Source organism: Paenibacillus sp. J22R67 (assembly GCF_059692175.1).
Map to the genome: position 1 here is coordinate 955138 of NZ_JCAUAX010000002.1, position 12397 is coordinate 967534.

A 12397-nucleotide genomic window follows, 5' to 3' on the forward strand; every position below is an offset into this window, starting at 1 on the left:
CCTCCTTTTGTGTCAAAGCTTTTCTGCAATGCGTAATTTGGCTGATCTTGCTCTTTGGTTCACCTCAAGTTCATGCTCACTTGGAATAATCGGTTTACGTGTTACTAATTTAAGATCACCGGCTTTATCGCAAACACACATCGGAAACGCCGGCGGACACGTACATTTCTCCACATTTTTAACAAAAAACTGCTTGCAGATGCGATCCTCCAACGAATGGAACGTAATAACCGCTACTCTGCCTTCTGGAGCCAAACATCTTACAGATTGCTCCAAAGCCTCTTCAAAAGCGCCTAACTCATCGTTAACAGCTATACGCAGCGCTTGAAAGCTTCTCTTAGCAGGGTGGCCGCCTGTTCTTCTCGCAGCTGCCGGAATTCCTTCCTTAATCAGCTCAACAAGTTCACCAGTGGTTTCAATAGGTCCCTTGGTGCGAGCTTCAGCAATGACACCTGCAATACGACGTGAAAACTTCTCTTCCCCGTATTCAAACAAAATTTTCGCAATTCGCTCAGGAGCCCATTCATTAACGATCGTTTTGGCGGTTAATTCCGTTGCACGATCCATTCTCATATCAAGCTCTGCATCTTGGTGATAAGAGAAGCCTCTCTCTCCATCATCCAACTGCGGGGAAGATACGCCAAGATCGAAGAGAATCCCATCAACTTGCGGTTTCCCATCACGTAGTGCTCTCGGCTCATCCATAAGCACTTGCTCCAAATCTCTGAAGTTGCTTTTCACGACTTTCACACGATCTAAGTATGGAGAGAGTACTGTTTGAGCATTAGCTAGAGCAACATCGTCTTGATCAAGGGCTATCAGTAACCCATTAGGACCTAATTTAGAAGCTATCAGGGAACTATGCCCTGCGCCTCCCATCGTGCAATCCACGTATACGCCATCAGGCTTTATATGTAAACCTTCAACTGATTCTTCTTTTAGTACCGTCACATGATGAAACATCTTGGTGTCCTCCTAAAAGTTTTGCCTTGGCAAAACTGTCTTCGTAAGCGTAGTCTTGGCTTTGCTTTAGCAAAGCTTTCTTCGTAAGCATAGTCTTTAAAACATCTATAAATCAAAATTAAAGTCGACGAGTTTCTCAGCTATTTCATTGAACGACTGTTCCGATTCATTGGCATAGCTTTCCCAAATTTGCTTACTCCAAATCTCTACTCGGTTAGAAACACCGATTACGACGCAATCTTTTTCAAGCTTGGCATGATCGACGAGATTGCCTGGAATATTGGCCCGGCCTTGTTTATCAAGGTCGCACTCCGTTGCACCGGAGAAGAAAAAGCGAGTAAATGCACGAGCATCAGATTTCATCAGCGGCAATGCCTTCAGCTTTTGCTCGAGCACAGCCCATTCGGAGCGTGGGTACACGAACAAACACTGATCTAGACCGCGAGTGATAACGAAGGATTCGCCAAGGGCTTCACGAAACTTGGCCGGGATGATCATACGGCCCTTTTCGTCTATGCTATGTTGATATTCCCCCATGAACATAGCATGGCGCCCCCTTTCCCTCCACTTCGTACCACTTTTCACCACTTTTTAATGTTAATTCGCCAATAACGCAACAAATCCTGCTTCTTGAGCAGGATTTGTGAAAAAATTTTCATTTATAGGTCTATTCTGCGTCTTTTGTTCCTTGTTTCTCATCTTCAAGTGAGTTCAAAGAAGCATTTTGTTCTTTGAGCTGATTTCGCATCACTTCTAATTGCTTGTTTCTTTTGCGCCTGTATACCCAAATCGGTGTACCGATTAACAGCACAATTACGATGATCGGGAATGCAGCTGCCAGGAAAACAAGGATACCTTGCAGTACGGCGACTAGTACATTCAGGCTAGAGTTCCACGCTTTTTGGATGCGTTCGTTCAGGCTAAGTTTACTTGGATCCGAAAGAAGCGGCTTCTTATCCGTTTGTTGATACATCCGGATTTCAATCGTGGAGTAAGCTACATTTTGATCCAAATACCTCATTCGACCTTTGATCTGTTCGATCGCTTCTTGCACCTTCGAGAGCTCATTCGAGAATGCCAGCAAATCATCCGTCTTCGAAGCTTTCTCCATAAATCCGAGCAATCTCGTTTCAACCAGCTGTTTGGCTTTCAAGCGTGAACTGAGATCAACGTATTCTTCGGTTACATCCTGCCCCTGAACATTCCTTTGTAAGGACGGGCTGATCTTCTCTAAGCCATCCAACAAAGAAACAAAGCCACTGGCGGCCACTTTGATGGTATACGTGCCGCCTCTCTCGCCTGTATTGGCGTTCTCCGAAAACTGCAGGATGTAAGCTCCGCTCAATGTCACAAGGTCTCTAAGCGCCGTCTGAGCCTTCCCATAATCATCTACCGGCATAACCAAATTTGCACGGTAAATTAGCTTACGATTAAAACCCGCTGCCTCATCGCTGCCAATCGCTGGCATGATAGTCATCGCAGCATCTTTGCTACCCGGCTGCGTTTGAGCCGTCACAGAGTCTGCTTCTTTCCCTTTGAGGTCACTCGCAGCCTGTGCCTGAGTGGCGGGAGCCGCAGCATTTTGAATTTCGGCTTGCGGCGCGTCCATCTTTGACGCCGCCCCACTGCTGGAACTCATTTTTTGCTCTGAAGACGTTGTTGCTTCATCTTTGGATGATTGGCTGCATCCTGCCAAAAGACAGCCAAGCAACATACATACAGCAAGCAGCACTGAAACCTTTTGCCTCCACTTTTGGACCCCCATCTTGCCATCCCCTCGCTACCAAATATAGGTTATACACCCTATAAACGGATAGCGCACTCAAATTGTTGCATCCTCTTTACAAATAAAAAAAACCTCTCAGACCACCCTAAAGCAGTCCGAAAGGCTTTCTTATTTTTAATGCTCTGCCCAGCTGTCAAGGTACAGCTTTTGCTCATCACTTAAGGAATCAATGCTTGTGCCAAGCGATTCCAATTTGAATCTTGCTACTTGCTCATCCAATACGTATGGCACATTGACAACTGTTTTTCCTAAATTATTATACTCGTCATTCACATATTTCAGAGACATCGCCTGCAGCGCAAACGTCATATCCATGATTTCAGCTGGATGTCCGTCACCTGCTGCCAAGTTCACAAGACGACCTTCAGCCAGCACATAGATTTTACGGCCATCCGTCAGTTGATATTCTTCAATGTTACGACGAACTGTACGTTTAGAAACAGATTGTGCTTCAAGTTCAGGTTTGTTGACTTCTACGTCGAAGTGGCCTGCATTCGAAAGAATAGCGCCATCCTTCATGACTTTATAATGTTCGCCGCGGATAACATCCCGGTTACCTGTTACTGTCACGAAGAAATCACCCAGTTTCGCTGCTTCAACCATCGGCATTACCGCAAAACCGTCCATGTAAGCTTCAACGCCTTTGATAGCGTCAATCTCAGTCACGATAACATTTGCGCCTAAACCTTTAGCCCGCATCGCAACACCTTTACCGCACCAGCCGTAGCCGACAACAACAACTGTTTTACCCGCAACAACCAAATTCGTTGTACGGTTAATGCCATCCCAAACGGATTGACCTGTACCGTAGCGGTTGTCGAACAAGTATTTGCAGAAAGCATCGTTAACAGCAACCATCGGGAATTCTAGCTTTCCTTCTTTTTCCATCGCTTTCAAACGAAGGATACCGGTTGTTGTTTCCTCAGCACCGCCGCGAACTTGTGCAGCAAGATCTTTACGCTCGGAGTGAAGAATGGATACCAAGTCCCCACCATCGTCAATGATCAGATCAGGCTTAGTTTCCAGCGCTTTAATCAACAATTCCTTGTACTCTTCCGGGCTAGGGTTGTATTTCGCAAATACCGTAATACCGTCTTCTACAAGCGCAGCACATACGTCATCTTGTGTAGACAGCGGATTGCTACCTGTGATGGTAACTTCCGCTCCACCCGCTTTTACCACTTTAGCTAAGTAAGCTGTTTTGGCTTCCAAATGCAAGGAGATGGTTACTTTTAGTCCTTTAAAAGGCTGTTCTTTTTCAAATTGCTCACGGATACGGTTCAAAACAGGCATATGCGCCTGAACCCAGTCAATTTTCAAATGGCCTTCAGGTGCCAGCGTCATATCGGCAACAATACTTTTTTCAACAGTTGTCATGTATATTTCCTCCTACAAATAATAAACACGGTGCAAACCATCCACGGAGATCGGCGTCTCGACAAGCGCGCGCAGCCAATCATTCCCATATCGATTCATATAAACACACCCATTATACACTCTTTCTTGCGGCTTTGCTAACGGTATTATGGTTAGTCGAATGCGCTCTAATTGTCTTAACGTCGCATCAAACTGTGTTTTGTAAGCATCCGAAGCTTTATTTTGCAGGAATTCTATCTGTTCTATAATTTTCGCCAGGTTCGTATCTCCGAGCTTTTTAATGCCTGGATTAATGACTGCCAGTGATTCAACAAGAGGCGCGTAGCTGGTCTCAAACTCAGTTTTCACCTTATCAAATTGCTCACCTAGCCGCAGTGTATCTTGCCCATCCAGCCAATTCTGCTTCTTTTGCTCAAAACGATACAGAACATCCTCAAAGCTGAAATCATACTTGTGCATTTGCTTCTGAACGGTGCCTTCAATCAAGGTAAACTCCAAACGCGGCACGACGATCGGCATTTTCATACCAAACTGTTCAAATGCCTGCTTCGTGAGCGCCCAATAGGCAATTTCACCAGCACCTAACACGCTGGCCAGTACAGGGAACAAAAACTCCTGCATAAGCGGTCTAGACATGACATTATTGCTTAACTGCTCAGGGCTCGTTACGGCCAGATCATGCAATTGCTCTTTGGTGAAGCGGTATTCCTTTTTCTTATCGGTAAAATACTCACCTTCACGATGCAGGAGCAAACGGTGTCCCCCTGCGTAAACAAAAAGATTAGCCCCATCATTCGCTACTTCCGCTTGACTGCTGTATCCTGCTCCCTGCACGTCATCTTGACTCTTCATTAACGATGCTGCGAGAGCTTCATTCTGCAAAACAAGCTGTTCAAACATCTCAGTTTCTATTGCACGAAGAGCGGGCTCATCCGAATCAATCAGAACAAGACCGTATTCACCAAACAAGACAGCCATCCAACGTGCAAAAGCATCGGATAATGTTGCGCCGCCTTCCGTAGTGCTTTCTAATTTCGCCATCAGGGAAGCTTTGAACTCTGTGTCCATTAAGGATTGACTGAGTGCCGCCAAGGCGTCCTTCCACGCTTCAGGCTCAAGCGGGAGCTTGCTGACAGACGTGCGTTGCCCTGTTGGGTGGTCCACCTTCATTTTGTCAACCTGCTGCGCGTTCGACAGGACGTACATATGATTTACTTCGTCGAAATCATGGTCTTCGCCAGCGATCCAGAAAATAGGAACGACCGGACGATTTAATTTGGAGCTCCATTCACGAGCAAGCTGAATAATCGTGATGGCTTTGTACAAAACGAGCAGCGATCCGCCGAACAGCCCTGCTTGCTGTCCTCCAACTATGGCAAGTGCCTCTTGGTTAGCGAGCGCGGTAATCTGATCCAAGGCAGCCCCGGTATTGCCAATTCTCTCGTTATATGATTTCAGCACTTCCACCAAGCGTCCGCGATCAGCCTTCCGTGCGGAATGACCTTCGTCTAGCCACTTAACGCGAGATTGCCAATCTTCTTGATTTCCAAAATGATATGGAAATAATGGTGCAGCTTCTACTGACTGATGAATATAATCCTCAGCTAGCTTCTGACTCTTTTTCCAATGAAAAGTTTCCATTTGCATATGCGACTAGTGTCCCCTCTTCATACCAAATAAAACAACTATCTTTGATTGTACACGGTAGGCATGCAATCGTCAAAACTGTATTTCAAATAATTACAATTGAATAGGTGAATGATAAAAAGCCGCCCCTTTCGGGACGGCTGATAATAGCTTAGTACAAATGACAAGCCACGAAGTGATTCGGTTCCACTTCTTTGGTTGGCGGCATGGATTCCGCACATTGCGGCATCGCTTGCGGGCAGCGCGTACGGAACGGACAACCACTTGGCGGGTTGAGCGGACTTGGTACGTCACCTTGAAGAATGATGCGCTCACGTGTACGCTCGATTTCCGGATCTGGAATCGGAATCGCCGAAAGCAGTGATTGCGTATACGGGTGCAGCGGTTTCGCATAGAGATCATCAGAAGTTGTAACTTCAACAAGGTTACCAAGGTACATAACCCCAATACGGTCAGAAATGTGCTTAACCATCGCCAAATCATGCGCGATAAACAAGTAAGTCAGGCCCATCTCCTTCTGTAATCTCTTAAACAAGTTAACAACTTGAGCTTGTACGGAAACGTCCAATGCCGAAATCGGCTCATCCGCAATAATGAATTTCGGTTCAATCGCAAGCGCACGGGCAATCCCGATACGTTGACGTTGACCACCGGAAAACTCATGCGGGAAACGGTTCGCATGCTCATCATTTAGACCAACAGCGCGAAGCAGCTCCATAACGCGTGCTTTACGTTTAGCTCCGCTGTATAAACCATGAATATCAATACCTTCGGCAATGATATTCCCAACAGTCATACGCGGATTCAAGGATGCGTAAGGATCTTGGAATACCATTTGCATATTCCGGTTAAATTCTTTCAGTTTTTTGCCCTTTAGCTTATGGACATCTTCACCGTCGAAAATAACTTCGCCTTCTGTTGCATCATAAAGCTTAATAATCGTTCTACCTGCTGTGGATTTACCACACCCGGATTCCCCTACGAGACCGAATGTTTCACCGCGGTTGATTTCGATCGAAAAATTGTCAACGGCTTTCAACACTTTCCCGTTGCCAAGATTAAAATGCTTCTTCATATTGCGAATTTGCAGAATTGGTTTATTGGCATTAGACATGTTGATGACCTCCCACTCCTACAGGACGTTCAACTTTCGGCGCATCAGGGTGCAACAGCCAGCAAGCAGAACTATGCGTCTCGGAGAGCGTAGTGTGTTCTGGATCTACTTCCAAGCATTGGTTCATTGCATAGGGACATCTAGCTGCAAACGCACAACCTTTTGGAGGTGCAAATAGATCTGGCGGTGTACCAGGAATCGGTACAAGTTCTTCATTCGCATTTGTGTCCAAGCGCGGTACGGAACGAAGCAAGCCCCATGTATATGGATGCTGCGGATTGTAGAAAATCTCGTCTACAGTTCCTTGCTCGATAATTTTACCTGCGTACATAACAACGACACGCTGCGCCATATCAGCTACAACACCGAGGTCATGCGTAATTAAAATAATAGATGAGTCCGTCTTCACGGAAATTGTTTTCATCAAATCAATGATTTGAGCTTGAATCGTAACATCTAGAGCTGTTGTTGGCTCATCCGCAATAAGAAGCTTAGGAGAACAAGCAAGCGCAATCGCGATCATAACACGTTGACGCATACCACCAGAGAGCTCATGTGGATATTGATGGATACGGCCTTCAGGCGAGTTGATACCGACAAGCTTTAGAATTTCAATTGCTTTCTCAGTAGCTGCCTTTTTGCTTAATCCTTCATGCTTGATAAGACCTTCTGTAATTTGGTCGCCGATTTTCATCGTCGGATTAAGAGAAGTCATCGGATCTTGGAAAATCATACCGATTTCGGATCCGCGAATTTTTTCCATTTGTTTGTTGGAAAGTTTCGTAATATCCGTTTTTCCGTCAAACATGATAGAGCCGCTTTTTATATAACTAGGCGGAGTAGGAATTAAACGCATGAGCGTTTGTGCCGTTACGGATTTACCGCAACCGGATTCACCTACAATCGCCAACACTTCACCTTTTTTCAAAGAAAAAGATACGCCGCGAACAGCTTGAACTTCCCCCGCATACGTACGGAAAGAAACTCGCAAATCTTTCACTTCAAGCAAATTGTTATTGGTGCTCATCATTATTCACCCCTTCTTACTTGCGCATTTTTGGATCAAGCGCATCACGAAGCCCATCGCCGAGCAAATTGAAGCTTAACAAGATTAAGCTGAATACGATTGTCGGGAAAATGAGGCGATGCGGATATAACCGAATATAGTTGGCGCCGTCAGACAACAAGTTACCAAGCGATGCCAGCGGCGGCTTTACACCAAGACCGATAAAGCTTAAGAATGCTTCAGTAAAAATCGCAGATGGAACTACGAATGTAATTTGTACGATGATGATCCCAAGCGCATTCGGAATCAAGCTGCGCATAATGATTCTCATTGGCGATGCGCCAAGTGTACGAGAAGCAAGTACGAATTCTTGTTCTTTGAGCGTGAGCATTTGACCACGTACCAAACGAGCCATAGGAACCCAACCCGTTATTGCCATAGCCAAAATAATAGATGAAATACCTGATCCAATAACCATAATGAGTAGGATCGCGATCAACAAGAAAGGAATCGCATAAACGATTTCAATCGCACGCTGCATCACTTCATCCACTTTTCCGCCGTAATAAGCAGAAATACCACCATAGATAACACCAACAACTAAGTCAATTAACGCGGCTACAATCCCGATGAATAACGAGATACGAGTTCCCCACCATACACGTGTCCAGACATCACGACCAAAGTCGTCCGTACCGAACCAATGTTGAGCGTTAGGAGAGATATTTTTTATTTTAAGATCCTGCGTCTGATAATCGTAGCTTGAAACAAATGGAACGATAATCGCTAGTACGATTAAAGCAACCAATATAATTAAGCCAGCCATAGCCAGTCTATTTTTCTTAAGTCGTCTCCAAGCGTCCTGCCAGTAATTAAGCGAAGGTCTTACGATTCTTTCGCCAGTTAATGTTTCTTTTGCAACGGGAGCAAACTTGTAGCCAGTCTCTGTTGCGTTATTCGGAGTTTGCATGAATTATTTCCCGCCTTTCCCAAGACGAATTCTAGGGTCTACAAAACCATACACAATGTCTGTGATAAAGATAACCAAAATAAGAATGGCCGAATAGAAAATCGTCAATCCAGAAATCATGGTGTAATCGTTCGAATAAACCGATGAAACGAAATGTTTACCCAAACCTGGCACTGAGAAAATTTGTTCTACGACAAGGGTACCTGTAATAACGTTTACAAATATTGGGCCGATAATCGTGATAACCGGTAAAATCGCATTTCGAATTGTATGTTTCACAACAACCGTAATGTTCGATAAACCTTTGGATTTAGCCGTTTTAATGTAATCTTGATTAAGAACGTCTAACATCGATGTACGCATCAAGCGAGCCAAAATGGCAATGGTTCCGAAAGAAAGTGCGATGGCCGGTAGAACACGATAGCTTGGCCCTTTCCACAAACCAGCTGGAAGAATCCCCCATTTAACACCAACATAATACGAAAGTAATGGACCTAAAACGAATGATGGGATGGAAACACCCAAAATCGCGATAAACATAGCGGTGTAGTCGCCTGCTTTGTTATGTTTAAGCGCCGCAATAATCCCTAATGTTAGACCAACAATAATCGCAATTGCGATTGAGATCAAACCAAGCTCCAAGGAAGATGGAAATGCTTGTCTGATAATATCTGTAACCTTGTGTGCAGGGAATTGAAAGGAAGCTCCTAGATCGCCATGGATGATATTGTTCATGAAAGTCAAATACTGTTCCCATAACGGCTTATCTAATCCGTATTGCTTCAGCAGCATATCTCTCGTAGCTTTAGGAATCTTTTCAGCGCCTTCTCCTAGTGGATTCCCTGGTAAGTTTTTCATCAATACGAATGTAAATGATGCGATCAGCCATAACGTGATAAGCGCGTATAAGAAACGGCGAAGAATGAACTTGACCATATTGCTCCTCCTTTAATAATTTAAAGCTCTAAGAAATTTAGAAGAGGCCGCTCCCACGAGGTGCGAACGGCCCCTTCCTTAGATTCAAAACTTTATTTTTCGTTAATTACTTAACAGAAGCCCATTTCAATTCCCACTCTTGACCGAAGGAAGGAAGAATCAATCCATCGATATTTGGCTTTTTCAAGTAAGCGCGAGTACGGAAGTAAAGTGGAGCTACACCTTGATCATCCATCAGGATTTTCTCAGCATCAATCAAAGCTTTTGCACGTTTGGAAGGATCAACTTCCGCTTGAGCGCCTTTAACTAGTTTGTCATACTCTGGGTTGCTGTAATCACCTTCATCAAATTCTCCACCAGTTACCCACATATCCAAGAAAGTCATTGGATCGTTGTAATCAGCGCCCCATAGGGAAAGAACGATGTCGAAGTCATGTTTGGAAGACAATTCGATACGCAGTGCGTGTGGAACTGGGTTCGCTTCTGCTTCGTATCCAAGGTTTTGTTTCCATTGTGCAAGGATGAACTCAAGTGATTTTTTTGCAGTTTCAGTATCATCTGCATTCACTTTCATTTTTGGAAGAGCTGTCAAGCCAGCTTCTTTCAAACCTTCTTCAAGCAATTGCTTTGCTTTAGCTGCATCGAATTTCGGTTGTGTATCGCCAGCAGATTTACGGAAGTCGCCGCCTGCACCGTCGGAAGTACCACCAGGTACTAGACCTGTTGAAGGAACGGAACCGTTAGCAAGAACTGTATCTACATAAGCTTGACGATCAATTGCCATACCTAGTGCTTGACGGATTTTCTTGTTAGCCAAGGCAGGAACTTTTTTCGTTTGGTACATCAAGTAGGAGTTAGTCAACTCTGGTTTAGGCAGATTGTCTGGCTTACCAGCGTAAAGTTTCAATTGATCACGGTTGATTTCAGTCAAATCAGCAGCATCAGTTTCATACAGGTTAAGACCTGTATTGGAATCTTTTACAATGTTAATTGTTGCTTTCGTGATTTTCACGTTAGCAGCATCCCAGTATTTTTCGTTTTTAACAAGTTCAAGTGTTTGGCCGTGATCCCATTTGCTAAGGATGAATGGACCTGCACCGATAACTTTGTCAGCTTCTGCGCCGTATTTATCGCCAGCTTTTGTTACGAAATCTTCACGTTGTGGCAAGAAAGTTCCGAACGCAAGCATTTGTGTAAAGAAAGTAACTGGTTTCTCAAGAGTGATTTCAAGTTGCTTGTCGCTAATTGCTTTTACACCAAGAGCATCTTGAGCTTTTTTAACTTCTTCAGGAGTTTTAGCTTTAGTAACAGCTTCTCCACCTTTAATCCAAGCTACTACGAAACTATATTGCCCTTTTGTAGCAGGATCTAATGTACGTTTGAAGGAATAAACGAAATCTTGCGCTTTAACCGGTTGACCATCAGACCAGTTCGCGTTGTCACGAATATCAATTGTGTAAGTCAAACCATCAGATGAGATTTTCGGCATATCTTTAGCAAGACCAGCAACCGCTTTACCATCTTTATCTGTACGATAAAGACCTTCATTAAATGCGCTAATGAATGTAAAAGCAGCATTTGCTGTTGCTTTGGAGCTATCCATTACCGGCGGCTCTGCAGTAAAGTTAATTTTAATTTCTTGCGGTTTGTTGGAAGCTGGTGCCGTAGTACCTTTCGTGTCTCCAGATGGGGATGCGGAAGGATTTTCCTCACTTTTCGCGCAACCAATTGCCACACTACCCATAAGCGTTAATGCTACTGCTGTTGTAACCCATTTTGTCGCTTTCATAAAACGCCTCCTCTAAAATTATGTATGTCTAGAATATCTATGGTTAGGTGTGATTGATAGTTTTGTTGACATCAACCTCACACCTTGCACCCGCAAATAAATGAAACCGCTTCAGACATGTCATAATATATCACGTCAACCTCTGGTAAAAAAAATTACTAGACTCTACGCAAGGAATTATAACATATAACGACGCTTTGTCCAGACTTAATTTACCTTAGTAAGAATAAATGTTAGAAACATTGGAATTTATAGTGTCTTCCGGTTTCTAATTATACAACCATCGGTCAATAAAATCTAGACGATTTTCATTGTTATTTTCTACAAATCTCAAATAAATATTACAAAGACCAACAGAAAAGTCTCTTCGTTCGTGAAATTTCAACAAAAGAGACTTTATTTTATGTCGAAAATATATAATTTTTGCCAATGTGAACGAAAAAAAGCAAAATGTAAAGCGTCGAAAGACCTAAAAAACTAAGCCTCCAAACTACTCTGCCTACTTTCAACAAATCCGTTTTACCTTTCAAATGTGTTTGATAACCACCAATAATTCCAAAAGCGATAAGCAGAATAAGTGCGATCATCCAGAACCCAAAGTTCGTATGAAATAATTGATTCCACATCAAGGAAACTGAACCAAGCAGAAAAAAGGTCGTAACATCCATGGTCAGTCTAGTCGTCATCTTCTTATCCCGAAGAAAATAAAACACTAGAAACCATAATAAAACAAAAGTAATAAACGGCGCAACAGCCAGGACTGCATAAAGTGTAGAAATCCAACTCACCAGTACATCCATCATCTTCAA

General features: G+C 43.8%; 11 protein-coding genes. All 11 read right to left on the bottom strand.

Annotated elements, in window-relative coordinates; all coding sequences use genetic code 11:
- Positions 1-12: 12 nt before the first annotated feature.
- The 11 genes from rsmH to AC58VC_RS10660 all read right to left on the bottom strand — a co-directional run bounded on the left by rsmH (position 13) and on the right by AC58VC_RS10660 (position 12391).
- Complete coding sequence (gene rsmH / locus AC58VC_RS10610; RefSeq protein ID WP_497368729.1) at positions 13-963, bottom strand: 16S rRNA (cytosine(1402)-N(4))-methyltransferase RsmH; 951 nt, start codon at positions 961-963, stop codon at positions 13-15.
- Between the two features lie 105 nt (positions 964-1068).
- On the bottom strand, positions 1069-1506 hold the full coding sequence (mraZ, locus tag AC58VC_RS10615; protein WP_145656939.1) for a division/cell wall cluster transcriptional repressor MraZ: 438 nt from the start codon (positions 1504-1506) through the stop codon (positions 1069-1071).
- Positions 1507-1630: 124 nt separating this feature from the next.
- Positions 1631-2728: a DUF4349 domain-containing protein gene (locus AC58VC_RS10620; protein ID WP_497368730.1), complete on the bottom strand. Its 1098-nt coding sequence runs from the start codon at positions 2726-2728 to the stop codon at positions 1631-1633.
- A gap of 135 nt (positions 2729-2863) precedes the next feature.
- Entirely contained in the window at positions 2864-4126 is a 1263-nt protein-coding gene (locus AC58VC_RS10625; RefSeq protein ID WP_497368731.1) for an adenosylhomocysteinase, read from the bottom strand.
- Positions 4127-4138: 12 nt separating this feature from the next.
- The gene (gene bshC / locus AC58VC_RS10630) at positions 4139-5767 is read right to left on the bottom strand and encodes a bacillithiol biosynthesis cysteine-adding enzyme BshC (RefSeq protein ID WP_497368732.1); all 1629 of its coding nucleotides are present in this window, start codon (positions 5765-5767) and stop codon (positions 4139-4141) included.
- Between the two features lie 157 nt (positions 5768-5924).
- Positions 5925-6887, bottom strand: a complete 963-nt coding sequence (locus AC58VC_RS10635; protein WP_497368733.1) for an ABC transporter ATP-binding protein — start codon at positions 6885-6887, stop codon at positions 5925-5927.
- On the bottom strand, positions 6880-7914 hold the full coding sequence (locus AC58VC_RS10640) for an ABC transporter ATP-binding protein (RefSeq protein WP_497368734.1): 1035 nt from the start codon (positions 7912-7914) through the stop codon (positions 6880-6882). Before AC58VC_RS10640 ends, AC58VC_RS10635 begins: the two co-directional genes overlap by 8 nt.
- Before the next feature lie 16 nt (positions 7915-7930).
- On the bottom strand, positions 7931-8863 hold the full coding sequence (locus tag AC58VC_RS10645; RefSeq protein WP_497368735.1) for an ABC transporter permease: 933 nt from the start codon (positions 8861-8863) through the stop codon (positions 7931-7933).
- A 3-nt stretch (positions 8864-8866) separates the two neighbouring features.
- A complete protein-coding gene (locus AC58VC_RS10650) occupies positions 8867-9799 on the bottom strand; it encodes an ABC transporter permease (RefSeq protein WP_497368736.1) in 933 nt (310 codons plus the stop codon).
- Positions 9800-9905: 106 nt separating this feature from the next.
- Positions 9906-11588: a peptide ABC transporter substrate-binding protein gene (locus AC58VC_RS10655; RefSeq protein WP_497368737.1), complete on the bottom strand. Its 1683-nt coding sequence runs from the start codon at positions 11586-11588 to the stop codon at positions 9906-9908.
- A gap of 401 nt (positions 11589-11989) precedes the next feature.
- Positions 11990-12391 carry a DUF3397 domain-containing protein gene (locus AC58VC_RS10660; RefSeq protein WP_497368738.1) on the bottom strand — a complete coding sequence of 134 codons (402 nt, stop codon included), beginning with the start codon at positions 12389-12391 and terminating at the stop codon, positions 11990-11992.
- Positions 12392-12397: the final 6 nt, after the last annotated feature.

Bases quoted from the DNA above. Each gene is read 5' to 3' on its own strand.
- AC58VC_RS10635 (WP_497368733.1), bottom strand. From the start codon at position 6,887: ATGTCTAATGCCAATAAACCAATTCTGCAAATTCGCAATATGAAGAAG.
- bshC (WP_497368732.1), bottom strand. From the start codon at position 5,767: ATGGAAACTTTTCATTGGAAAAAGAGTCAGAAGCTAGCTGAGGATTAT.
- AC58VC_RS10660 (WP_497368738.1), bottom strand. From the start codon at position 12,391: ATGATGGATGTACTGGTGAGTTGGATTTCTACACTTTATGCAGTCCTG.
- AC58VC_RS10655 (WP_497368737.1), bottom strand. From the start codon at position 11,588: ATGAAAGCGACAAAATGGGTTACAACAGCAGTAGCATTAACGCTTATG.
- AC58VC_RS10645 (WP_497368735.1), bottom strand. From the start codon at position 8,863: ATGCAAACTCCGAATAACGCAACAGAGACTGGCTACAAGTTTGCTCCC.
- rsmH (WP_497368729.1), bottom strand. From the start codon at position 963: ATGTTTCATCATGTGACGGTACTAAAAGAAGAATCAGTTGAAGGTTTA.
- mraZ (WP_145656939.1), bottom strand. From the start codon at position 1,506: ATGTTCATGGGGGAATATCAACATAGCATAGACGAAAAGGGCCGTATG.
- AC58VC_RS10640 (WP_497368734.1), bottom strand. From the start codon at position 7,914: ATGAGCACCAATAACAATTTGCTTGAAGTGAAAGATTTGCGAGTTTCT.
- AC58VC_RS10625 (WP_497368731.1), bottom strand. From the start codon at position 4,126: ATGACAACTGTTGAAAAAAGTATTGTTGCCGATATGACGCTGGCACCT.
- AC58VC_RS10620 (WP_497368730.1), bottom strand. From the start codon at position 2,728: ATGGGGGTCCAAAAGTGGAGGCAAAAGGTTTCAGTGCTGCTTGCTGTA.
- AC58VC_RS10650 (WP_497368736.1), bottom strand. From the start codon at position 9,799: ATGGTCAAGTTCATTCTTCGCCGTTTCTTATACGCGCTTATCACGTTA.